Annotated in this window: 25 protein-coding genes and 1 pseudogene; 14 read left to right on the top strand and 12 right to left on the bottom strand. The window is 54.1% G+C overall.

Going from position 1 to position 21,516, the window contains the following annotated elements:
- Positions 1–2: 2 nt before the first annotated feature.
- From sigJ to JMJ04_RS33665, 5 genes are all read left to right on the top strand, one after another.
- A complete protein-coding gene (gene sigJ / locus JMJ04_RS33685; RefSeq protein WP_201374769.1) occupies positions 3–866 on the top strand; it encodes an RNA polymerase sigma factor SigJ in 864 nt (287 codons plus the stop codon).
- A gap of 22 nt (positions 867–888) precedes the next feature.
- Positions 889–1,173 (top strand): alpha/beta fold hydrolase, encoded by a 285-nt coding sequence (locus JMJ04_RS33680; protein ID WP_201374768.1) that lies wholly within the window; start codon positions 889–891, stop codon positions 1,171–1,173.
- Between the two features lie 430 nt (positions 1,174–1,603).
- Positions 1,604–2,320 (top strand): MBL fold metallo-hydrolase, encoded by a 717-nt coding sequence (locus tag JMJ04_RS33675; RefSeq protein ID WP_201374767.1) that lies wholly within the window; start codon positions 1,604–1,606, stop codon positions 2,318–2,320.
- Entirely contained in the window at positions 2,310–2,873 is a 564-nt protein-coding gene (locus tag JMJ04_RS33670) for a TetR/AcrR family transcriptional regulator (protein WP_201374766.1), read from the top strand. The genes JMJ04_RS33675 and JMJ04_RS33670 overlap by 11 nt, the downstream gene beginning before the upstream one ends.
- Before the next feature lie 437 nt (positions 2,874–3,310).
- Positions 3,311–3,610, top strand: coding sequence for an alpha/beta fold hydrolase (locus JMJ04_RS33665; protein WP_201374765.1), 300 nt, complete (start codon positions 3,311–3,313; stop codon positions 3,608–3,610).
- 266 nt (positions 3,611–3,876) lie between these two features.
- Here the strand turns inward: JMJ04_RS33665 and JMJ04_RS33660 are convergent, their stop codons facing one another.
- Both JMJ04_RS33660 and JMJ04_RS33655 read right to left on the bottom strand, forming a co-directional pair.
- Positions 3,877–4,149, bottom strand: a complete 273-nt coding sequence (locus JMJ04_RS33660) for a hypothetical protein (protein ID WP_201374764.1) — start codon at positions 4,147–4,149, stop codon at positions 3,877–3,879.
- The gene (locus tag JMJ04_RS33655) at positions 4,142–4,450 is read right to left on the bottom strand and encodes a hypothetical protein (protein WP_201374763.1); all 309 of its coding nucleotides are present in this window, start codon (positions 4,448–4,450) and stop codon (positions 4,142–4,144) included. The genes JMJ04_RS33660 and JMJ04_RS33655 overlap by 8 nt, the downstream gene beginning before the upstream one ends.
- A 437-nt stretch (positions 4,451–4,887) precedes the next feature.
- Here JMJ04_RS33655 and JMJ04_RS33650 point away from each other — a divergent pair, with 437 nt between their 5' ends.
- Positions 4,888–5,370: a hypothetical protein gene (locus JMJ04_RS33650; protein WP_201374762.1), complete on the top strand. Its 483-nt coding sequence runs from the start codon at positions 4,888–4,890 to the stop codon at positions 5,368–5,370.
- A gap of 320 nt (positions 5,371–5,690) precedes the next feature.
- Here JMJ04_RS33650 and JMJ04_RS33645 read toward each other — a convergent pair whose 3' ends face one another.
- From JMJ04_RS33645 to JMJ04_RS33625, 4 genes are all read right to left on the bottom strand, one after another.
- Complete coding sequence (locus JMJ04_RS33645) at positions 5,691–6,404, bottom strand: DUF3221 domain-containing protein (RefSeq protein WP_201374761.1); 714 nt, start codon at positions 6,402–6,404, stop codon at positions 5,691–5,693.
- Between the two features lie 2 nt (positions 6,405–6,406).
- A complete protein-coding gene (locus JMJ04_RS33640) occupies positions 6,407–6,955 on the bottom strand; it encodes an RNA polymerase sigma factor (protein ID WP_201374760.1) in 549 nt (182 codons plus the stop codon).
- 330 nt (positions 6,956–7,285) lie between these two features.
- Positions 7,286–8,947: an ATP-binding protein gene (locus JMJ04_RS33630; protein ID WP_236038750.1), complete on the bottom strand. Its 1,662-nt coding sequence runs from the start codon at positions 8,945–8,947 to the stop codon at positions 7,286–7,288.
- Positions 8,908–9,972, bottom strand: coding sequence for a hypothetical protein (locus tag JMJ04_RS33625; protein WP_201374759.1), 1,065 nt, complete (start codon positions 9,970–9,972; stop codon positions 8,908–8,910). Before JMJ04_RS33625 ends, JMJ04_RS33630 begins: the two co-directional genes overlap by 40 nt.
- 23 nt (positions 9,973–9,995) lie before the next feature.
- Between JMJ04_RS33625 and JMJ04_RS33620 the strand changes: the two genes are divergently transcribed.
- Complete coding sequence (locus JMJ04_RS33620) at positions 9,996–10,436, top strand: hypothetical protein (protein WP_201374758.1); 441 nt, start codon at positions 9,996–9,998, stop codon at positions 10,434–10,436.
- Positions 10,437–10,605: 169 nt separating this feature from the next.
- On the opposite strand, the gene JMJ04_RS33615 is transcribed toward JMJ04_RS33620, so the two are convergent.
- Both JMJ04_RS33615 and JMJ04_RS33610 read right to left on the bottom strand, forming a co-directional pair.
- A complete protein-coding gene (locus JMJ04_RS33615) occupies positions 10,606–11,394 on the bottom strand; it encodes a replication-relaxation family protein (protein ID WP_201376127.1) in 789 nt (262 codons plus the stop codon).
- 66 nt (positions 11,395–11,460) lie between these two features.
- Complete coding sequence (locus tag JMJ04_RS33610; RefSeq protein WP_201374757.1) at positions 11,461–11,907, bottom strand: hypothetical protein; 447 nt, start codon at positions 11,905–11,907, stop codon at positions 11,461–11,463.
- A 486-nt stretch (positions 11,908–12,393) separates the two neighbouring features.
- On the opposite strand from JMJ04_RS33610, the gene JMJ04_RS33605 reads away from it, so the two are divergent.
- Together JMJ04_RS33605 and JMJ04_RS33600 are read left to right on the top strand one after the other, a co-directional pair.
- Positions 12,394–13,686, top strand: a complete 1,293-nt coding sequence (locus JMJ04_RS33605) for an MFS transporter (protein WP_201374756.1) — start codon at positions 12,394–12,396, stop codon at positions 13,684–13,686.
- A 432-nt stretch (positions 13,687–14,118) separates the two neighbouring features.
- Positions 14,119–14,610, top strand: coding sequence for a hypothetical protein (locus JMJ04_RS33600; RefSeq protein WP_201374755.1), 492 nt, complete (start codon positions 14,119–14,121; stop codon positions 14,608–14,610).
- 60 nt (positions 14,611–14,670) lie between these two features.
- Here the strand turns inward: JMJ04_RS33600 and JMJ04_RS33595 are convergent, their stop codons facing one another.
- The 4 genes from JMJ04_RS33595 to JMJ04_RS33580 all read right to left on the bottom strand — a co-directional run bounded on the left by JMJ04_RS33595 (position 14,671) and on the right by JMJ04_RS33580 (position 18,364).
- Positions 14,671–15,339 (bottom strand): hypothetical protein, encoded by a 669-nt coding sequence (locus JMJ04_RS33595; RefSeq protein ID WP_201374754.1) that lies wholly within the window; start codon positions 15,337–15,339, stop codon positions 14,671–14,673.
- Between the two features lie 290 nt (positions 15,340–15,629).
- Complete coding sequence (locus JMJ04_RS33590) at positions 15,630–16,664, bottom strand: hypothetical protein (protein WP_201374753.1); 1,035 nt, start codon at positions 16,662–16,664, stop codon at positions 15,630–15,632.
- Positions 16,665–16,793: 129 nt separating this feature from the next.
- Complete coding sequence (locus JMJ04_RS33585; protein WP_201374752.1) at positions 16,794–17,486, bottom strand: response regulator transcription factor; 693 nt, start codon at positions 17,484–17,486, stop codon at positions 16,794–16,796.
- Complete coding sequence (locus JMJ04_RS33580) at positions 17,486–18,364, bottom strand: sensor histidine kinase (RefSeq protein ID WP_201374751.1); 879 nt, start codon at positions 18,362–18,364, stop codon at positions 17,486–17,488. The genes JMJ04_RS33585 and JMJ04_RS33580 overlap by 1 nt, the downstream gene beginning before the upstream one ends.
- Positions 18,365–18,392: 28 nt before the next feature.
- Between JMJ04_RS33580 and JMJ04_RS47355 the strand changes: the two genes are divergently transcribed.
- The 5 genes and pseudogenes from JMJ04_RS47355 to JMJ04_RS33560 form a co-directional block, all read left to right on the top strand.
- Positions 18,393–18,794, top strand: a complete 402-nt coding sequence (locus JMJ04_RS47355; protein ID WP_236038747.1) for a serine hydrolase — start codon at positions 18,393–18,395, stop codon at positions 18,792–18,794.
- Positions 18,676–19,695 (top strand): glycosyltransferase family 39 protein, encoded by a 1,020-nt coding sequence (locus JMJ04_RS33575; RefSeq protein ID WP_307811805.1) that lies wholly within the window; start codon positions 18,676–18,678, stop codon positions 19,693–19,695. The genes JMJ04_RS47355 and JMJ04_RS33575 overlap by 119 nt, the downstream gene beginning before the upstream one ends.
- The gene (locus JMJ04_RS33570) at positions 19,647–20,384 is read left to right on the top strand and encodes a mannosyltransferase YkcB-related protein (RefSeq protein ID WP_201374750.1); all 738 of its coding nucleotides are present in this window, start codon (positions 19,647–19,649) and stop codon (positions 20,382–20,384) included. The genes JMJ04_RS33575 and JMJ04_RS33570 overlap by 49 nt, the downstream gene beginning before the upstream one ends.
- 106 nt (positions 20,385–20,490) lie before the next feature.
- Positions 20,491–20,985, top strand: a complete 495-nt coding sequence (locus JMJ04_RS49110) for a GtrA family protein (protein WP_420799560.1) — start codon at positions 20,491–20,493, stop codon at positions 20,983–20,985.
- A 246-nt stretch (positions 20,986–21,231) separates the two neighbouring features.
- Positions 21,232–21,480, top strand: a pseudogene (locus tag JMJ04_RS33560) (transposase); the annotation flags it as partial.
- Positions 21,481–21,516 lie beyond the last annotated feature (36 nt).

The raw sequence follows: 21,516 nt of genomic DNA, 5'->3' as shown, positions 1-21,516 counted from the left end.
ATATGAATACAGAAACACTGTTTCACACCTATCAACCACTGGTATTTTCTCTGGCATATAACATGCTGGGAAGTGTAATGGACGCTGAGGATTGTGTACAAGCAACCTTCCTGCGCTGGGAGCTCACGGAGAGGAAAGGGGAAACGCAGGCGATCCACTCTCCACGAGCTTTTCTCTGTGCGATTGCAACCAACTGGTGCCTTGATCATATGCGTACGGCACGCGTGAAACATGAAACATCGACGAGCATCTGGCTACCAGAACCGATGATTTCGGTTGATCTTGAAGAGCAGGCGGAGCGTGCCGAGGATCTCTCGATCGCCTTTTTACGTTTGCTTGAACAACTCTCGCCGCTAGAAAGAGCAGTCTTTTTGCTACGTCAAGTCTTTGACTACGACTATGATGAAATTGCTCGGATGGTGGGAAAAAGCGAGCATAGCTGTCGTCAAATCATCTACCGTGCTCGCCAGCATCTGGCCTCAAAACGGCCTCGTTACCTTGTTTCTAAGGAGCAGCATGAGCAGTTCTTGCAGTGTTTGCTCCAGGCAAGCTCTCAAGGAGATATGAAAGCACTGCTGGATCTTCTCGCGGAAGATGTGACGCTCTACAGCGATGGCGGCGAACTACGCTGGCCGATGCCACTGCATGGGGCTGCCGAGGCGGTACGCTATCTGCTCACGGTTGTCAAAAGAATCTCGCGAGAAACGGAGTGGTCCTGGAATCTCGCCACTATCAACGGGCAACCCGGGGTCATCGTACATGCCTACGGGAGAGTCGATGCGGTCGTGACCTGTGAACTGCTGAAAGGACGCATACAGGAGATCGATGTGATCGTCAATGCAGAGAAGTTACGTCATCTTCAATAGAGAACTAAAGAAAGAAATACCAATGCAAACGCACTACTTGAAACTCGCCGATGGAACGATTGGTTTTGATGATCAGGGCCAGGGACCTCTGGTACTTTGTATGCCAGCCGGGGGCGATTTGCGCTCCGAATATCGTTATCCGACACCTCAACTGGTTGCTGCAGGATACCGTGTTGTCGCGATGGATATGCGGGGGCAAGGAGAATCGAGCGTTGACTGGCCCTCATACACTGATGCGGCACTCGGTTCGGATATGCTGGCACTCATCAAACATCTGTGTGCCTCCTCTGTGTCAGAAAGATCATAAACTCGCCAGTTTTGACTCATAATGTGGTTCATACACAACTTTGGTGATAAGCACATCAATAGAATGCTGATAAGCAATTCTTTCCGCTCAAAACCGCGAGGAGATTTCAAAAATAAGCTCATACTTCACCAAAGTTGTGTATGAACCATAATGTCGCCAGCCATTTGAGCTTGAATGGATGAGCCAATACTGAATTTTCTGACGCATAAATTCGTACAAAACACAGATCGACTCATAACCTTGCCAAATTTTCTCATTGCGGAAAAGAGGTAGAGCTAGGATCACTCATCACGCTCGATTGGGAAGGCAAAGAGGCAGGTTCCTCTTGACAAACTAATTATATTAGTTTGCTATGCTAATATGATTAGCAAATAGGCCTCTAATGTTAATTCAAACATAAATATGATTAGCGAAAGGATTATGAAGGATCATGAAAGTAACGGCTTATAGCGACAACCTCTACCAGTTGACCTACATGGGCATGATGAACTGCTATCTCGTACGCGAGGACGACGGCTTTACCCTGATTGATGCCATCGTGGGCGGGCAGGCGCAGGCGATCATGCAGAAAGCGCGCAAGCTCGGCCTTCCAATCGCGCGTATCGCTCTGACCCATGCCCATGCTGACCATATCGGTTCACTGGACGCATTGCACGAGGCCCTGCCTGATGTGCCCGTGGCTATCAGCGAGCGAGACACGCGCTTCCTCTCCGGCGACATGAGTCTCGACCCCTTGGAGCCGCAGACAAAGCTGCGTGGCGGCTATCCCGGCTGCCAGACCAAACCCACTGTTCTCTTGCGCGAGGGCGACCGCTTTGGTTCGCTGGAAGTCATTGCCACGCCGGGCCACGCCGCTTTCTTTGATACCAGGGATCGCGCCGTGATTGCGGGCGATGCCATGCAGACGCTAGGTGGCGTCGCCGTTTCGGGAACGATTCGCCCTCTCTTCCCCCTGCCCGCGCTGTCTACCTGGAATAAAGGGCTGGCGTTGGAGAGCGCGCGCAAGCTCCTGGCCCTTCAGCCATCCGTGCTCGCCATTGGACATGGGCGTATGCTCAAACAACCGCAGGAGGCGATGGAGCGCGCGATTCGCGTCACGGAGCGCGAACTGGCGAAGGAGGGAGGCGCGCAACCGCATGGCGCATAGAATGGGATTGGACAAGGCTCGCGTCGTGGAAGAGGCGGCGAAGCTGGTCGACGAAGAGGGCCTGGAGCAGCTCTCGCTCGGTCGCCTCGCTCAACGCCTGGGTGTTCGCACACCCTCGCTCTACAACCACGTCGCGGGACTGCCCGGACTCCAACGCGACCTGGCCCTCTACTGCGCGAAGGAGCTGCGCGACATTATTATGCGCGCGACCATCGGCAAGGCGCGCGCGGAAGCGATCTTCGCTTTCGCCGACGTCTATCGAGCCTATGCCCGCCAGGACCCCGGACGCTATGCCCTCACGCTGGCACCTGATCCCGACTATGAGGAGATACAGGCCCTCACGAGAGAGGTGTTGGAGATCGCGCAGGCTGTACTTGCGCCATACAAGCTCAACGAGCACGATGCCATTCACGCCATCCGCAGCCTGCGCAGCATCGTACAGGGCTTCATCTCACTTGAGATGGCGGGCGGCTTCAAGATGTCATATGACCTAGATGCCAGCTTTCACTGGCTCCTCAACCTCTTTATCGCCGGGCTGGAACGCTCGATATGATGCGCGAATGCACGAATCGACCGTAGGGGCTGTGCTTGCACAGTCCTGCTGAGGCAGCACACCCGCCGCGTTCAACGCGCTTCGGCCTGCTATTCCTAGCCCTACCTCGAAAAGAGTCGAATTCCTGCTCTGGGAAAGCCGCAAATCGCCGAATTTAGGCGAGTATATGCGTCAAAGCGGCAATGAAATGGATACACATGCCATTTTTGCCGCGAATCATTGCCAGAGAGGTCGCCAACCAGGAGGCAGAGAGACGAGGCAACCAGGTCCTAATGCTGTGAAGCAAGGCTAGTCATTGATTGAGGGGCTGACACATATATTCGCCAGTTTTGACTTATGACGCATTAACGCTCCTTTCGGCGAAGTTATGGTATTAATGACAGTATCCCAAAGTCCGTCCCGCTGATTTTGAGGAGCATCGCCGTGAAGTGGCGTCGATGCTCAAGGAACCTGGCCGCTTGCGAGCCTTACGGCAGTTGTTCTCCGAGAGCAGTGGAGCAACCTATACTCGCCATGGGGAGGTTCAGACTCCCGCTCTGCTCCTGATGGGCTCGCGTGATCCAGATTTCAAAGATCCCCAACAGGAAACGCGCACGCTTGCTAAGCGTTTGCCACACGCAACCGTCCAGATCATCGAGGGGGCTGGACACCATCTGCATGTCGAGGAAGCAGAGGTGGTAGGGCAAAGCATTCTGGCCTTCTTTGCAACGATTTCGCAAAAGGCTGTAGGCATCTAAACGTCGCCACGTGTTCTTCCTGGGTATCATCGAAGGCACCTGCTTTCAAAATGATACCCAGTTGCGGAGAATACTATCTGAAACAGAAATGGAAGTTGCAAAAAGCGAACCAGCCTGTTGAAAAAGTCCAAATAAACTCATCATTTTATCCCTGGTACACGAAATTTGAGCGTAAAAGTAGCCCGATTGCACGATATACTCATCCATCAGAGACTTTTTCAACAGGCTGCGAACGGTTTTGAGACACCTCATCAAGAGAGGTCCGCTCAATCTGGCCCGATGATGAGATTCTGGCGTGCGGTCTCGACCACTTCTTTGGCGCTCCGTCCCGTGAAGGTAATGAACGTTTCAGGCAGGAAAGGCTTGAACAGGCTCCATTGCGCGTACTGTTTCGCGGACTCGGTTTTGCCTGTGCCTGGGGGACCATAGCTTAGACCCACCACACGAGCACGCCGACAGGCATCGCACATCTCACCGAAACGACGATAGCTTTTCGTCGCCACAAAGCTTTGAGAATTCTTCCCATTCTGGTCAGTCATTGATGTACCTCTTGAGTCGTGGCCGCACTTCGACCGACGCGGGTTCCACCACCGTTTTGGGGGCAGGCGGCGGAGCATGGTGTATCTCTACATATTGATTGACCATGGCTTCTCGCGTACTGAGTTCTGCTCGAACTTGCTTGCGTCGCTCCGATCTCGCCTTTTCGATCTCTTTGGGAGTGTTGGTCTGCTTACGGATGCCGTGTGCGCATTCCTCGTGTAGGCAGGCCTTGCTGTGGCCAGTGTACGCAAAGCCAGGGATTACCGCGCGCTGATCTTCCCATTTCTTGATCTTCTCCATATCAGCTTCTGGGTCGGCGGAACCTGTTATATGTGGCTCAAAGGAAAACACAGAGCCTCAGAGCTCGCCAATATGCTTCAGCAAGCACGATAGAAGGAGTCAGGGATGACAACAACACTTTCCTATAAACAAACACGCACAGCCACACTGACGTGGGAGCATATCACTGTCTTGAGCGTCCTTTTGCTCGCGACACTCGCGCGCCTCATCGCCACGATGCATACCGGGATAGAGGTCGATAAACCAATCTATCGCTATGCAGCAGGGGAAGTGCTACGCTACGGCTTTCCCGTGGTCCGTCCGGCACTTGGGCAACCAACGATCTCCTTCCTCTATCATCCACCCTTCTACCTGCTTTTGCTGGGTGGCTGGTTCGGGTATTCCATGACCAGAGCTTTTTTACCGGGCGGCTCTTTAGCGTCTTTAATTCGCTCATTATGCTCGGCGTCCTCTATGTCGTGGTATGGCAGATACAGGGGAAATGGGTTGCGCTCCTCACACTACTCGCGGTGGCGAGCGATACCTGGATCATTTTCACCAATCAGGGGATCTATATTGAGGATTCTCAACTCATTTTCCTCTTGCTCTCACTCTTGCTCTACTGGAAGGCACAGCATACCCTCGACGGAAAACGACGCACGGCACGACCCTGGTTGGCTTTCACATTGGCAATGAGCCAGATATTTATGTGGGGCAGGGATTTCGCCCTGCTGACTGGGGTGCGGCAGACTACCTGCGTGAATGGGACACGGTCGCTCAGGCTGTTCACGCGTGCCTGCCCGCTGCCCGTTAGTAAATTAGGTGAAACCAGCACAACTTTTGAGGTGAAACTGACAAAATCAGCGCGAAGAGTCGAAATTCGCCATCCAGAACCTGGAGAAACCGCTCCCCATCTGGAATATCAGCATAGAATGTTGTAAATAATCATACCTTCTGGCGAGCCTTGGATATATCTATGGGCAATTCCTTGAGTCAAGAAAAGAAAGATTGGAGAGGAAAGAGCAACGCTATCCAGCATTCACCTCTTCAGTGGCAGGAACGATGAAGTAGGGAGTTGACCGCGAGGGTACGTTTCCCTCGCGGCATCCTCTCTCTCGGCTTCTTCGATCTGTTTGTGGTTGTTTCTCCCCTCTCTGGTAGCAGGGTGAACCAAAGGGGCAAGAGGCCAGGATCTCTTGCCCAACGACGTCTCCAGGGGAGGAGGATTGGTTTGATCATCCGGTGGTCCTCAATTGGTTGCTCAAGAGCCGCCTCCCCTATCGGCGACAATCATCAATTGCTGCGTTACTATCTGAGGCGGAGCACTTTGCATAATGTTGCCGTCAAACTGGACCCGAATATGTTGCCCGATCTTTAAACGAGTCAAAGAGACGGACTGGCATCCTTTCTCCTGCTGCTCAAATACTTTGATTCCTTTCAAGAAATGAAGAGAGAAGTTTTCGCCCAGTAAGCCTTGATACTGCTCTTTCGCTCCCTTGACATCAGCGAAGCCTACGGTGGTCGCAGTGCCGAGCGTCCCGTTGCTGAACCCCACTCTCGTGATGATTCCGCTCACTGGATAAGCTTGGGTACAGGGAGTCGTGGCCGCAGGGGTCCCTGATCCGTGAGCGGGCGTTCCGTTGGCCGGGGAGTGATGTTGGAGGAACATCGACATGGCTGCGAATGAACCCGTGAGCAGAACCACTACCAGAGTTGCCGCCAACAAGCTGAGAGAACCAACCTTTGGACGCAAGGAGAGGGGAAAGGAAGTTCGTCCTGGCGCTTGATGCTCCTTCCTCCTTCCAGGTCCTGGAACACTTTCTGGCGCGGTCGGCCAGGGGGATAAGGCAAGACGTGCTCCAATGGCATGCAGCGCTTGCTCGTCCTGAGTCTGGGTGTCATAGAGTTTCTGTAAGTGCTCAATAAGGAAAAGATTTTCCTGCTCCTGGGCCGTAAAATCGTCAGGGGTGGTCATCTTCATGCTCCTTTCTGTTGATCGTAAAGGGATCGTAACCGGGACAGAATGCGCGCATGTTGTTTGCGCACTGTCGCTTCTGCTTTGTTGAGCAGTTGGCCGATCTCGGCAAAAGAGAGCCTATCTCCGTAGCGCAGACGCAACAGTTGTTGATGCAGGATGGGCAAGCGCCTAATCATCTGGTGCAGACGCAAACAGGCTTCCCGTTGGAGGACTATCGACTCCGGGTCCATGCTCTGCTCGTCTGAAACGAGCGGGGTTACTACCTCCAGAGAGATTTCGGGATGAAGGCTGGTACGTCGATGTCGGTCGGCGATCTTGTACGAAGCCACCCGGCGTAACCACTTGAGGTGTTCCGTCTCCTGGATCGCTTTCAGGTCATCGCGGGTCCAGGCAATCTGAAAGACTTCCAGGGTAATATCCTTGCATTCCTCGTAGGAGAGGGCATGCAGTCGCACATAGGCAAAGATGGCACGTCCATAGTGCTGAAAGAGCGAGGGAGTCTCGCTCTCCAAAAAGAGCATCTCTGGCTCCAAAGGGGGCTTAGACACGTTGGGTTTCCTCCCAAAATCACGTAGTTGTCAAACGCTCTGCACATCTATCGCGCTGGCAGAGAAAACGTGACATCAGACAGAGAGATAGGCACTGACTTGGCACCAGAAAGGGCGGCTGCTTGCGTGTACTCAAAAAAGGCAACGCGCGTCGGGCGCTCATCTTTCAACGCGGGCAGCCATGACGGCTCACTTCTTTGCAACAGATGAGAAGGAGTCGTTTGGGCCCACAAGCACGTATTGGCCATGACCTCCTGCCCAACGACGTTCACCAGGAGGTATGGTAAATAAACCGCTCACGATCTCGATTGCCGCATCCGCCATCCGTCTTTAACCGCCAACAACATTCCAGTCCGTTCCCCCCCTGACCCATCGTTGTCTGGTATTGGGAGTAATCGTTTTGCGTTTGTCGTGAGATTTGAACTGCAGGACTCCGCCCTGTGGTGTGAGAGTACGTGTGCATGCACAGTCGGGGCATTCTACACGTCCAATGCCGCTGTCCAGAAAGCGCTTGAGGTCAATGGGAACTACCCCGGAGAACGTGCATTTCGGCGATTTGACAGGGCGCTTTTGGTCCATCCGCGCATTGTGACTGGCTGTCGGCTCGGATTGTGTGGAGCAAGTCTGGTCTTCGGTATCCGTGGGTGATGTGTGAGCCTGCGCCGTGTTTTCTGGCGGATTCGCACGTTCTGAGACGCCTTCTCCCTCGGTCCTGCTCGCCTGATCTTGCCCGGTGGCGTCAGAGACTGGCCCTGCTCCATCAATGATCCGAAGCGTGTCGCGGCGCAGTACCAGCAGTTCAGCGGCCCTTTCCAGCGCCTCAGCCCGCACGTTGGTTTCTGAAGCTTCAAATGACCATTCGAGAGCCGTGATCACGAGCTTCATCAGGGAATCCATCGTGACTCGACCGGAGTTCGTCGGGTCAAGAACCGGCTGCGTGAGCCAGGTGTAAATGGCGCCTGACCACCGGCGCAAGTTGAGCTGGGGAAAGAGTTCACGGTACACCGTTTCCAGGGCGGCCAGGATCTCACGCACTTCCTCGCTCGTGTGGCCCGCGATGCGGCAGAAAGGTTCCAATTTGTCGAGGCGGCGGCGAAATTGCAACCACATGGTCTCTGGCTGATCGAAGATTTCCTTCAAGGGAATCGTGTTTCCTCGCCCCGCTGCCACCAAGCATAATCCAAGTGGATGGTTGTACTGTAATCGCCCCTGGTCCGTGATTTCCTTGATGAACATCAGATGCTCCAGAGAGAGATCATGCGCATCATCCACAACCAGCAACTTTGTTCCAAACTGGTGCAGGTGGCCCATGAGTTTGGGCTTGCGAGTGCGCCAACGTCCCGTGAGCTTCAGACCCAGGGCGTCAAACAGTTGATCGCCCAGAGCCTGCTCATCGTCATCGTTTTTCGGGGCCGTTACGGCCAAAATCACCGGAGAGCCCGTCGTTTGGACCAGTTCTCGAATGCCCATGGTCTTGCCCGAACCGGGATCTGCGACGATGACATGCCAGCTTCGCTTGTGTAAGGCCGAACGCAGCATCGCCTGGAAGCGTCGTTCAAAGCGCTGGGTCATCCACCGAAAGAGAGACTCGACCGTTCCCTTTGCCGATGGCGCGTATGGAGGCGCTTGCTCGGTGATAATCCCAAGTCGATCCACCAGAACCTGCCGGGCGCGTTCGGAGGTAAAGATTTTGCCCCGGTCGTGGAAGATAATCGCAGGCTTGCCAAAACATGGCCAAGAATGCTCGCATCCAGTCAAGCCGACCAGGGAATCTTTCCTTTCCAGGCTGAGCTTGACCAGGCGCATGTAATCCTCCTCCTTGAGTGTGCCAAGAGACAGAATAGCTCCGAGAATCGCGGCGGTTTTGACGCACACGAGGACCGCCGCGTGGACTCGTTGGGTCACAGCTATGCCATCCGGCGTGACCACGTACAATTCGAGTGAGTGCTCATCTACCTGGGTGAGCAGCGCTGGAGACGGAATGGAGAGCACAAACGACTCGGGGAAGAACGTGAGCGAGGAAGTGATTTGGCCTGTTCGCGCACGGCCACCAGCTCCGGTTCACTTTCCAACCGAAGGATTTCTCGACGCACCTGGTCGTAAGAAGGATATTTGGCCGAGGTGTCAGAATCCTTCGACAAGCGTGCGGCCACCTGCTGCATTTCTGTATGCTCATGAATGGCGGTCTTCGACAGGCGCGTCGGCAACAGATACAGCCGCCGGATACACTCCTGGAAGGCTGGATGCATGGTGCTCTTTCGTTGGTAACTCCCCCGAGGCGCACAGGCGATCTGACCTTTTTCGCGAGTCCGCTGGATCAGACGGGAAAGCGTTGAACACGCCATTCCTGCCTCTTTGGCCACGCTGGTTTGAGAGGCTCCAGCAAGTACCAACTCGACCGCGCGCAGATTCCGGTGAAATTGCTCCCGTTGTTTCTCTGGCAAAGTGGAGGCATCAACGGTTGAACCGACCATGCTCGTGCTCTGTTCTGGCAAAGCGGCAGCCACCTCGACCATGGGACTGTCTGCAAGAAGCGTATCAGGAAGAGATGGGGGCAAAAGTGCGACCGCATCAGGCGGCAGGAGAGCCAGAGGAAGATGACGATCAAGCGTATGTTGCTCCAGATCAACCAGGAGGTGCCCCACAGCCAGGCTATCTCCCACCAGTTTCCAGATTGCGGCTTCCACCAGATTCGTTGGCCATCGCCCGGCGAGACGGCTTTCGATCTCCTTGACGCTCGCAACCTCTCCCCAGGGCCAGATCTCTTGTACTGCCAGCACGATCTCAGCAAAGGTAGGAAAGGTCTTCCGCCTGGCATGCAAGAACACCAAATTGTAGTGGCGTTGTCGGGTGAGCGTGCGTTCGGTCCCCATCCAGAAGACCCCTCGTCGGATGCGCGCCAGGCGTCGTGCGGCCTCTGCCTTCACAAGATTACGCTCTTGCAGTTTATCATCCTCCATGCCTGCCTCTGCGATGAAAAAGGTTCCATCGGAGAGCATTCCAACAGCATCAGGCAAGTAATCATAGGGCTTGCCTTCAAATGTGTAGCCGACTCTTCTTTTCTGCATTGCACGTTGGCGCGCAGGAGGTCGCGATCCAGCAGTCAATAGGTACCATCTACAATGCAATCAAGGAGAACGGGGCAACCTCGCCGCTCTACAACAGTATGGCACTCTTTGCCACGCTGACCTATGGCGCCCACCTGCTTGCGCTTTCAGAGGGCTCTTCGCTTCAGGTCCAAGCCTATGCGATTTACAGAGGAAAGAGGACGCAAATTGTGGTTCTCAATTTCTCCTCTGGCGAAGCACGTCTGCATTTCTCACTTTCCCATCCCTATAAGAGCGCCTCGCTCTCAACTGTCTCGGCTCCCTCACTTCGTGAGACGAGCAAGATAAGAGAGAGCGCTCCTCAACAGGTGCGGGTTGAGGATATTATGACGCTTCAGGGCTACAGCGTTGGGATCATAATACTTCAAGAGTAACCAATTCCTGCTCAGATGAGCATGCTTCTCTGGATACGCCTTGAGCCAGGAGAGCCATGTTATCTAGATGGTTGTACCTGTTGCAAGTTTAAATGTGCGATAGAACGTTATTCCTATCGCACATTATATCCTACCGCCAAAAGAACACGGTTACGGAAAATAGAGTACTTTATAACGCCTGTGTTAGCCCTTTTGAGAGGACCTCATGCTCCAAGAGGACCACAACGTGTAGTGAGCTACCCAGTTGCGTGAGCACCTGTTGTATTTTCTGGGCCGACCTTTGAGTGGGGGTTACTACGACAATGAGGGGAAGCGTCTTCCCTGTGATGAGTTGGAAATCAATGTACGCTTTGAATTTACGATGATACTCAAATATCCCTGTCGTACCGCGGTCATATTCGAGAAGCAGCGTTGTGCGCTGAGCAGTGAGGGATGGAGCAAAGATCAACTCGGCATCTGGTCGCGCATGGCCCTCACCTTGCAAAAACATATCCATATACCATCGTACGGAGTTATGAGCACTTTTCCACTCATAGATAATTTCTCCTCGTTCGTGTGTTTTTTTCAGGAGCTGGCGCATAAATGTATAGAGGCCACGTGTGTGCCATTTCTGACTATCAAGGCCAGCCACACCCCACTGTCTCCATACTTGTTCATCGTCGCCCATACGGTATCTGGGGTGGACAAAATAATAACTGAATGGTTCTCCCTGGCGAATGGCCATAAATTTTAATGCCACAGGAGTCAGTAAGTAGCGCTCTCGTTCCAGTGGGGTCTTTTCAGTGGACCAGAGCCTTGTTTCGAGTAACTGTTGTTTGAAAAGATGGGTGATTTTTTGCTGAGTGGGCTTAATGGCATGCGTTTCTGCATCGGGGCGTAGGAGCGCGTGCAAGGTAAAGATGTTGAGCAGTGGATGGTGGGCTACGAAGGAGAGTACGCTTTTTTCCTGATCTGTCAGCGCAAGTGTGAGTAACCCTGCACCATTTACGCTGTCACGTGTTTTTCTCTTATTGGCGAAGAGTAGTTAAATCTGCTCTCTGTTCAGATGTGTGGCTTCGTCCTGAAGCGAATCGCCAACATAGCGTGTCAATCGCTCTTTTGTGCGCGGAGGTGGAAGCGCTGCCTCTTTCAGGCGTAGTTGGTAAAAATGGCGTTGCTGTGAGAAGGCTTCTGCAAGTTCTTCAGACGCAGGTTCTCGTAGGAGCTGGGAGAAGGTAATATGTGGGATCTGCGCGAGATCGGTCGCGAGTGCCAGGTTCGCCAGATCTTGCCAGATGTTTGAATAGAGACCATCATCCATGGCTTCAAGCGTTGTCAGACCACCTGCGAGCGGTCTGGTGGTGCGTTTGAGGCTACTTTCAGCGAGCAAATGTGCCCAGGTGGAGAGGCGATTGTGGGCGGTGATGACAAGGAGATGTGGCCAACTTTGACGATACAAGAGGCTGATCTCACGGAGATCTAGGAGCGACAAAAGATATTTTTCGATTTGCTTGTCTGCTCGATGATGTGGACTGAGTCTTCCCCATAGGAAAAGCTGAACAGAGAGCGCCATTAAATGGTTGATTGTAAGATGCTGAGTGGAGAGAGGAAACGACGCTTGACAGACAGAAACGCCCTGTGATAAGGTGAGCACATCTTTTCAAAAAGCAATTAGCAAGTATACCACAGCAAATATATCGATGAAGCAAGGGTGAAGCGCTGACAACTCCTCCAACAAATATTCATTGTTAGCGTTCTTGCTCGTCGTACGAATGTGTTCGAGCCGCATGCGGCGCACGACGAGGAGAGAGAGTAGCAAGAGAAGCTCTCCCGTTCCCCATTTCTTCTCCGTGAAAACCGTTCGTAAACAGGTGTGCAGCGTATCTACCGCGCGAGAAAGCTGGGACTTGTTTGAAAAGATTCATGTTCCTCCTTCACAGGAGGAGGATAGAATTTTTTGCAAAGGTAGAACATCTCCATGAACAAATCAGTTGGTCCTACAAACACGTCTGTAGGACGCACATCTCTTGTGCTTCTTCTCGTTATCGCCCTTTTGAATACGATGGGTATCACGATCATTGTCCCTCTTGTTCCGTTTCTCACGGTCCAGTACCTGGCTCATCCGAATACTCTCGCAGTCATCGTGGGGTGGCTGACCGCTGCCTATGGGATCTGCCAGTTGATCGCCGCGCCAGGTTTAGGCGTGCTTTCCGACCGTTTTGGGCGACGCCCCATTCTCTTCATCTGTCTCCTTGGTTCCGCGTTTGGCTATCTCATCCTGGGCCTTGGCGGTGCGCTCTGGTTGCTCTTCCTCGGACGCATCATCGATGGATTGACAGGTGGCAACATCAGTGTCTTGTTTGGCTATGTCGCTGATCTCACGGAACCAAAGGATCGTGGCAAGTACTTTGGCATGTTGGGTGCTGCGGCAAGTATCGGTTCTCTCATTGGCCCTGTGCTTGGTGGACTGTTGGCAACGATCAACGATCGCGCTCCCTTTCTTGCTGCGGCTGGCCTTCTCCTGCTTACCCTTGTCTGGGGATACTTCTTGTTACCAGAGAGTTTGGACAAAGAACATCGCATCACCTCCGTTTCGGTACATGAACTGAACCCCTTGAAACAACTGGCGTCCGCGTTTCGTTGGGCAAACGTGCGCTGGTTACTGCTGGCCTGGTTCTTGTACGCTTTCCCAGTGGGCATGTTGCAGACGACGATCATCGTCTTGATGAAAGACAGCCTTGGCTTCAATGCCACGCAGGCCAGTCTTGTGGTCACCGTGCTCGGCGCGGTAGACATTCTAGTCCAGGGTGTGTTGGTAGGCAGGTTCCTCGCAATGCTGGGAAACGTCCGGCTCGGTCTCATTGCCTTCGTGCTTGTCGGCATCAGCTGCCTCGTGCTTGGTTCTATCGCGTTTCTCGCTACGCCGATTCTCTTGCTTGTCGGTATCATTCTCTTCGCAGGTTCGGGTAGCCTTGTTGAAAACGCTCTGCGAGGTCTTGTCTCTGGAATGGTTGGACGGCGCGAACAAGGTCGTGTGAGTGGAGCGATGCAATCGTTGCAATCGCTTGGATGGGTTGTCGGACCACTCGTTGGCGGCTTCATCTACACAGCGTGGGGGCATTTTCAAGTCTATGCCTTAGCTTCGCTCATTATACTCCTCGCCCTTGTTTGTGTCTGGATCGCTCTTCCGCTTCTTCAGAGGCACCAGGCGACAAAACAAACGCTTGGTGGTGAACAAGAGGCTGCATTGCTCTCGAATGAAGAGAACTGAAAAAGGTTTTCCTTGTCGCTTGCTTTTGAGGGAGAGGAGTATTTCTCCTCTCCCTCTTCCTTCTGTGCCTCCTCAGAAACTTCTGAGCTTGCCCCCCCATCCGCGTTGCCAGAATACCCATGAGATGTGGCGTTGTCAGCACGCGCACCTCGCCAAACGAGTCTTCCCATCTCCTTTTCATGGATGTGAAGAGTGGATGGGTGGGGTGACCAGTCTCCATTGACACCGCTGCGGTCTCCATGCTATCATCTGGCTGATGAATAAAAGATATCTGTTCCCCTCAGGCGGTGTGAAACCGCTTTTGACCGCGTAAGCCCGGCACTTTCGGTTTACGTGGCTGTTTGTGAATGGCGCCCTCCTCACGCGCAGCGCTGATCGCGTTGGTGCCCGGTCAGCTGGGATGAGCTGGAGCAGATCCTCGACCAGGTCTTTGTGTGGGTCGATGACAAATACGCCTGGCTGGGGCGTGCCGTCTCTTACTTCTTGCATGGCGGCCTGGGCCAGGAGTTGGATAAGCGTGGACTTTCCATACCTGGAGCGGGCAACCAGGAATTTATGGCTGAAGAGGGTGGAATAGGGAAGATAGACGGGAACCGAGTAGCCGCGATGCCTGGAGTACCCAATGAAGGCCGGGGCAAGAGGTGCCTGTGCCTGCTCAATCTGCCGTGCGATCTCTGGGGAAGCCAGCAGATGCTTGACCGAGACCCTGTGTATCAGTGGGAGATCTGTCAGGGCCTGTGGCAGATGGAACGCTCCCGAAAGCTCCAACCCGTTCCAGATATCGGGCCCTGGCGCGCCTCCATGCAGCAATTGAAGCAACGGGTGCTGGTAAGGAAACGCATTAGCGGCGGAGAGCAGCCTGTGGGCCTGTTTGTGTCTAGCTTGGAGCGTGCGCATCCTTGTGAGGGTGAGACTATTGGCTGAGGACAGGGTAAATTGCCGGTAGGCGACCTCAAGGCGTTTGATATGCTGTTGTAACTGCGCTTATGTTGAGGTCGCTTGCTGCCCGATGGCGATAACGCGTAGGCGGGTGTAGAATGCCTGGCGCGAGAGCTTTTCTGTAACCAGGCGCATATCATAGATCTCCTGGCGCGCGTATATTCTCTTCCACCAGAGAAAGGCAATCCCAAGAAGAAGGGGGATGACAAGCAGGAGCGTGAGCTGCGTCCAGGCCTGTGCGAGATACCATCGATAGCCAAGAAGGCTGACAAAAAGGCCTCCAACGAAAACGAGCGTTTTTTGCATCTCGTTGGTGCTTGAGGGTACGCGCGTCCCTTGAAGAATGGCATCGCGCTCCCCTTGCAGAGGGTGCTCGACTGATTTACGGATATAGCGTGTAATCCAGTGCTCGGGGGCGCGTCTGAGTGCCAGTTGCGCAATCAGGCGCTCTCCCGAGCCAAGGGGTTCCATCGCTGCAAGAATGCCTGCGAGGGGATCGGCGCCAGGCTCAAGCAGCACCTTTCCGCTAAAGGTCTTGAGTGGCATCCAGGGCTTCTGCGTCATGGCAAACTCACCAATCACCGCGTGCTCCCCTTCACGGAGGAGGAGCGGATCGGCTATGGGCGCGATCCGCGAGAGTTCGGCCTGGGGATACTGGGCCGCGAATTGTTTGCTGAGCAAGAGGAATTGTTCCGCCGAGGACGCGCAAGACAAAGCCCTGCTCCCTTCGTGTGCCGACGAGTTCTAATCCAAATGCCTCGTCCAAGGCACAGGCCTGAAAGAAGTTTTCCATAGCCGAGGCCTCTCGCTCTCCCTCGTCGCTGGGCGTGATCAGCATGAGGTATTCAGCACCCAGCGGCAGGGCAACGATCTCTCTATCGGTTGATGTCTGTGACCTGATATTGTGTTCGTTGTGGAACGGGAGGTTGCTCCTGTTGGCCCCATGCGTTCTCTCACTTCCTTTTATGTGTTTCCTTTTGATGTCGTGATCCGTGCTTCTGTGCTCAGGAAACCGCTGCACGCTGCTTCTGCTGGCGCTCCTGCTCCTTGCGTCTGATCTCGCGGCGCTCGACTGGGTCTGTGGTGAAAATGGCTTTATAGACGGGATTGGACCACACCGTGAGGGGCGCATATTCGTTGCCAATGCGTAACACACACTGGCCGGGTACGCTCTCGATCAGGATGCGCTCTAACTCCTCGGGGAGGTGCAACTTCTCGACGGCGGTCCGCTGCATCCCAAGATAAAAGACGGTCCCTGCATTGGAGAGGACGACCTGCCCTGCCTCTAGGAAATCACGGGGATGCTGACTCAAGGTGATCTGGGCAATGCCGAGCTTTCGAAAGCCTCGACTGCCACTTTCGAGATAGCTCCTCCCCGCCGGGTGCTTTAACAGGTAGGACGTCTCCTCGACAACGTAGGCGAGGTACCGCTCATTCTGGCGGAGCGCGCGATGGCGTGTCAGGAAGTTCTGAACCACGTAGGTCATGAGTGCATACCATTTGGGATGCACCTCTTTGATCGAGAAAATGGTGAGTGGCTTTTCCAGCGAGACACTGGTCTGCCCGGCCTGAAAGAGATAGGCGGCTTTTTCGAAGCGTTCTAGCAGTGAGCACCGCATACTCTCTGATGAGGCCGGGATGGTGTGCAGCCGTTCAATGAAGTCAGCCAGGGTTGGTGCAGGCAAAAGCGTCGTTTCAGCATGTGCTCGTATGGCTTCCCTGGTAATGCCTTTCTCGGCATAGGTTGCCCGCGCCACGGTAGTCAAGTAGGCTTCCTCGCTCCTGGTAAGGAGAGTCTCCTCATCGGTCACGAGCAGCGCCAGGCCAGTGAGTAACGAGTTATCAAAGAATTCCGCGAGCATGTCGGAGGCATCACCGGGATCAACATCGGCAGGCCCAAAGGGGAGATCAAAGAGGTTGATAGGACAGCTTCGGGCCAGGTTATAGCGCTGGCTCTCTTTGAGCTGCTGCTTGGCACGTCTCCGGTCGTCGATGTCGGTGCAGGATACTCGACATAGTGCAGTAAATCCCCCTTTCACATGCCCCAAACCCTAATCGCAAAGATGCACACCTATGCTGACAGCAAGACGTTCATTTCGTTCCACACCCCTCTCTCTCTTGTAAAGCATGGAAGGTATCTCCCACGGCTTTCGTTTTCTCTGCTGAGATTAGAAGGGATGAGGAGGAACGAGACCATGCTGAAGAGCATGGGCAACTGCCTGAGCACGGGAGTCCACGTTGAGCTTCATGTACATAGTGCTCAAATGAGCGCGTACCGTGCGTTCGGCGACGCCCAGTCGCACGGCAATCTCTTTATTGCGTTCCCCCTGCACAAGACCTGTCAGCACCTCCAACTCACGCTCCGTCAGCTCTGTTTCTTTGCGGGAAGATGGGATCGCCGAGAGAGAAGGTGAAGAGACACCATGAGATGCATACGAAAGAATACGACTCATCATCTCTGGCTGGACCATCATCTCGTTGCGCGCTGCGGCACGGATGGCCCGAAACAGGGTGGTTCGATCCGTCTCTTTAAGCAAGTATCCGCAGGCTCCCAATTGCAAGCCTCGTATCATGAGATCATCTTCGTTATAGGTCGTCAAAATCAAAACGGCAATATGTGGCCAGTCGGCACGAATACGTTTGATGGTTTCCAATCCATCCATGCCCGGCATCCGTAAATCCATCAGGACCACATCAGGTTGTTCTCTGCCCACCACCTGGAGGGCGGCGGCACCATCTTCTGCATCACCAACCAGGACAAATCCCTCATCGGCCTCTTCCAACATAAAACGTAATCCCTCACGCACAATGAGGTGGTCATCAACGACGACAATCCGAATGGTTGGGTGTTCTTCTCTCATCAGAGAACTCCTCCTCTTGTCTGTGTGGGAAGGTGCAAGCGAAGTACCGTTCCTTGTCCTGGAGCACTCTCAATCATCAGGTGGCCCCCACAAAGATGAGCACGCTCACGCAACCCCAGAAGGCCATAGTGACCTTGTAGCGTGGCGAGGGCAGCGCTCTCAAAGCCTCTCCCGTCATCACTTATTTCAATGATCAGGAAGTCCTCTTGGAACTGAGCGCAAATGTGCACCTGTTGTGCCTGGGAATGACGGGCGGCATTGGTTAGTCCTTCCGTGATGGCACGCAGCACATGCTCACAGAGAGCACAAGGTGTCTGTGCAAGCGCTGCAATGTCAGCGACGCACGCGATGGATGTGGTCTCTCTAAAACGATCGATCTCTTTGTGTAGCGCCTGGAGTAGATCTTGAGGGCCGAGCGCATTGGCACGCAGATGATCGATGGCGGTACGGGCCTCCGCCAGTGTTGCCCGTGCGCGAGACATGGCCTGCTGGGCCAGTTCGCGAGCGCGCTCATGCCGCTTTTTCTCCAGATGTTGATCGATACGCTCTAGTTGCAAGGTCAGCCCCACCAAATCCTGTGCCAACGTATCGTGTAACTCACGCGCCAGGCGCTGCCGCTCGTTCACCAGGGTCAATTCTTCCATGCGCATCGCAAAGGCTGCTAGTTGGAGATGAGCAGCTTCCAGCCGACCGCGAGCATGGGCCTGTTGGATCAAAAGCAGAATCCACCCGATAAGAAAGACCACCAGAAGCAACACGGACTCAAGCGTCATCCAGATGGTCATTTGCAGTATCTGGATGATGGTCGTTGCAAGAAAGAGGGCAAGAAAGCAGGCGACAACCATCACGATGTGCCTGATCTGTTTTTCAGTCACCATCCATCAGTTATTGACCCATACCTCCGGAATGGGGGATTTTCATCTGGCCCCCGATTACAAAGCCAAGCTAGCCACCTGGCAGAGCGCCGCTGAAACCATGAATGGTCTGCTGGAGATTGTCAAGCAGCAGCCGTTACAGTCTACTCCTGGAACGGTCTGGTCCTACAGCAATTCAGGCTACGTGGTTCTGGGCGCGATTGTCGCCAAGGTATCAGAGATGGACTATTATGACTATATCCATCAGCGCGTCTTCGCAGCGGCTGGCATGAGCAAAAGCCGCTTTTACACGAAGCCACAGCGGGAGCAGACTGCTGCCACAAGCGCTGGCCGGTACGCTCTCAGTACTCCTGCTCTACTCTCTGGTGCGGCGTCACTTTGGCAGAGTTGCTGGATTGCTGGCAGCGTTGGTCCTGGCACTGTGCCCGATTAGCATTGTGACCAATCGCGATGTCACGATTGATAGTACACTGACACTGACATTGCTCATTGGAGCGTGGGCCGTAATGCGGGCGGCGGAGAGCGGGAGCTTGCGCTGGCTAGCGTTCTCCGCCATCCTCGTCGGCATAGGCTTCAACATCAAGATGCTGGAAGCGTATCTGGTGGTGCCCGCCTACGGGATGCTTTACCTGCTTGCCGCACCTCATCGCATCTGGAAGCGCATTGGGCATCTGGCCTTAGCCGGGCTACTGCTCCTGGTGGTCTCGTTTTCCTGGCTGGTGGCCGTCGATCTCACACCGGCCTCGCAACGGCCCTACGTTGACTCGACGAAAGACAATTCAGCGCTCAGTCTGGCGCTTGGCTACAATGGCTTCGAACGTCTGTTTGGTCATACCCCAACCATCTCAACTCCTACAGCGGGGGATGGAACCCAGCAACCACAGACACCCGCCAGTCAGCCCCCCTCAGTTCCTGGAGGCGAGAATGGAAGAACACCGCGGGAAATAGAAATAGGTGGAATGGGTTTTGATATCGGCACTCCTGGTCCGTTACGCCTTTTCGGGCTTTCACTTGGCAGTCAGATCGGCTGGCTCCTGCCATTGGCGGTGCTGGGAATGCTGGCGCGAGCCTGGCAGCAACGCCCGAACGTGCGGGAAGATCGGAAGCTACAATCGTTGGTATTGTGGGGTATGTGGCTGCTCACGATGGGGATGTTTTTCAGTGTGGCTGGCTTCTTCCACCAGTACTACCTGACCGTGATGGCTCCTGCCATTGCGGCGCTCGTTGGCATTGGTCTGGTGACGACGTGGCAGGACTATCGTCGTGGGGGTGGCGGAGCTGGCTCTTGCCGATCGCAGTCGTCGTCACCACGGCAGAGCAGGTTTTTCTCTTGAGCGTTTATCCTGATCCAATATGGGGCCGCTGGCTGATTCCGCCGCTAGTTGTATTGAGCTTCATAACCGCAGGGGCACTTGTGAGTGTTCGTGCGGTTCCGTTCCTGCGTCTGAAGGAAATCAATACTCGTTTCCTCGCTTTGCTGCTGGGCATTGTCGGGGGGGTAGCTTTGCTGCTTACGCCGACCGTGTGGGCAATCATTCCCATCACGCGGAGTCAGTCACTAGAGCCGGTGGCGGGACCTCCGCAGGGAGAGGGACCCCTTTCTGGTTCGCAAATGATTGATCCCGCATTGATTCATTACCTGGAGGCCAATCGAGGTCAGGCAAAATTTCTGTTGGCCGTGCCCAATGCACAGGATGATACAGCAGGCAAAATCATGCTCGCGACGAACACACCAGTGATGGCAATGAGTGGTTTCACCGGCAGCGATCCCATTTTAACGGTCAATGAGCTTGAGGTGCTGGTCAAGCAGGGTACAGTACACTTCTTCCTGTTGCCGGCAAAGAATCCCCAAGGTGGGCCAGTCCTTGCACGAGGAGTCCAGCACACCCAACTCACCGACTGGGTGGAACAGCATTGTCAGAGCGTGGAGAGCCGCCTGTGGCAATCTTCTGCCAATGGCGCTGGGCCTGGCAATGTCTCTGGAAGTAGAAATCAGTTGTATAATTGCGCCGTGATCTCCTGAGGTGCAGGGCGCTCATTTCTTCCATCTTCCAGGCAATATAAAGGATCGAAAGTAGATAAAACTCTTGTCATTCATTCCACAGAAAACGCGTCTGCGGGCAAAATATATGTTGGTGCTGCTTTTCTCCGAGCAGGCGCGCCCTCTGCGTTTCCTTCTCACAGGTGGTGCCTGCGGAATGTTGCAGCTTAGGCTACTAGCTCTCCTGGCAGAGCTCAACATAGAATCTATCCTAGCAAATATTCTAGCCCTCCTGCTCGCTGCTCAGGTGAATTTTGTGTTGAGCAACGTGTTCACCTGGAATGATTGCCCTTCCATACGCACAGCGAGAAGGACGCTGTTCCGGCGTTGGCTCCGTTTTCATGGTTCCATCGCCGGAACCACTCTGCTCAACCAGGGGATATTCATCATTGCCTGGGCGCTCTTGCCGATACTGCTGCCTCTGGATTGGAGATCGGCATGGCTGCTGTCGCCAATTTTGTGCTTGGTGACTCCCTGGTATTCCGCTGATGACCCGGCTCACCTCGGTTCCCATTCCACAGGATACTGGGAATTTCTGCCTGCTCGACCGGCAGGTGGTCGATGTACTTGTCTCGATGCCTGAGCACCACCGTTTCATGCGCGGACTCTCTGTCTGGGTCGGTTTCCGACAGGTGTTCGTTCCCTATGAATGCGAAGAACGCTTTGCCGGGGTCATCAAGTATTCCCTACGCAAGATGTTGACATTGTCGTTTTCAGGCACGCTGGCGAGCATACTGGTTGGGTTATGCTTTCTCCTCGGATACCAAGCAATTAGTATTCATAGATGAATGTGGCTCAAACATTGCCTTAACCCACCTCTCCAAAAGGAGAACGCGTCTATGGTTCTGTTCCACGTAATAGGAGGAAGAATATCACGCTTCTGGCATTGCTCTCGCTTCAGGGAATGGGTGAAGCCTTCGTCCTGGAAGGTTCAGCGGATGCTACCGTCTTTGAACTCTATGTTGAGCAGATCCTGGCTCCCAGTTTACCAACTGGACACATTGGCATCCTGGACAATTTAAATACGCATATCTGGGCAAAAGTTCGGCACGCCATTGTAAATATTGAAATTCCATGAGGTAATTTTGACAATTATCTGAGGTAAAGCAAGGAA

This window comes from Ktedonobacter robiniae (assembly GCF_016587375.1).
Taxonomy (GTDB): Bacteria; Chloroflexota; Ktedonobacteria; order Ktedonobacterales; family Ktedonobacteraceae; genus Ktedonobacter; species Ktedonobacter robiniae.
Note: the sequence above shows the minus strand (reverse complement) of the source record. Positions and strands in the feature narration are given on the sequence as shown.

Excerpts from the sequence above, each read along its gene's own strand:
- JMJ04_RS33605 (WP_201374756.1), top strand. The coding sequence starts at position 12,394 with ATGAACAAATCAGTTGGTCCTACAAACACGTCTGTAGGACGCACATCT.
- JMJ04_RS49110 (WP_420799560.1), top strand. The coding sequence starts at position 20,491 with ATGTTGGTGCTGCTTTTCTCCGAGCAGGCGCGCCCTCTGCGTTTCCTT.
- JMJ04_RS33655 (WP_201374763.1), bottom strand. The coding sequence starts at position 4,450 with ATGGAGAAGATCAAGAAATGGGAAGATCAGCGCGCGGTAATCCCTGGC.
- JMJ04_RS33680 (WP_201374768.1), top strand. The coding sequence starts at position 889 with ATGCAAACGCACTACTTGAAACTCGCCGATGGAACGATTGGTTTTGAT.
- JMJ04_RS33585 (WP_201374752.1), bottom strand. The coding sequence starts at position 17,486 with ATGAGAGAAGAACACCCAACCATTCGGATTGTCGTCGTTGATGACCAC.
- sigJ (WP_201374769.1), top strand. The coding sequence starts at position 3 with ATGAATACAGAAACACTGTTTCACACCTATCAACCACTGGTATTTTCT.
- JMJ04_RS33665 (WP_201374765.1), top strand. The coding sequence starts at position 3,311 with ATGCTCAAGGAACCTGGCCGCTTGCGAGCCTTACGGCAGTTGTTCTCC.
- JMJ04_RS33660 (WP_201374764.1), bottom strand. The coding sequence starts at position 4,149 with ATGACTGACCAGAATGGGAAGAATTCTCAAAGCTTTGTGGCGACGAAA.
- JMJ04_RS47355 (WP_236038747.1), top strand. The coding sequence starts at position 18,393 with ATGGGGGATTTTCATCTGGCCCCCGATTACAAAGCCAAGCTAGCCACC.
- JMJ04_RS33580 (WP_201374751.1), bottom strand. The coding sequence starts at position 18,364 with ATGGTGACTGAAAAACAGATCAGGCACATCGTGATGGTTGTCGCCTGC.
- JMJ04_RS33620 (WP_201374758.1), top strand. The coding sequence starts at position 9,996 with ATGTGTAGCCGACTCTTCTTTTCTGCATTGCACGTTGGCGCGCAGGAG.
- JMJ04_RS33645 (WP_201374761.1), bottom strand. The coding sequence starts at position 6,404 with ATGACCACCCCTGACGATTTTACGGCCCAGGAGCAGGAAAATCTTTTC.
- JMJ04_RS33675 (WP_201374767.1), top strand. The coding sequence starts at position 1,604 with ATGAAAGTAACGGCTTATAGCGACAACCTCTACCAGTTGACCTACATG.
- JMJ04_RS33670 (WP_201374766.1), top strand. The coding sequence starts at position 2,310 with ATGGCGCATAGAATGGGATTGGACAAGGCTCGCGTCGTGGAAGAGGCG.
- JMJ04_RS33650 (WP_201374762.1), top strand. The coding sequence starts at position 4,888 with ATGCTCGGCGTCCTCTATGTCGTGGTATGGCAGATACAGGGGAAATGG.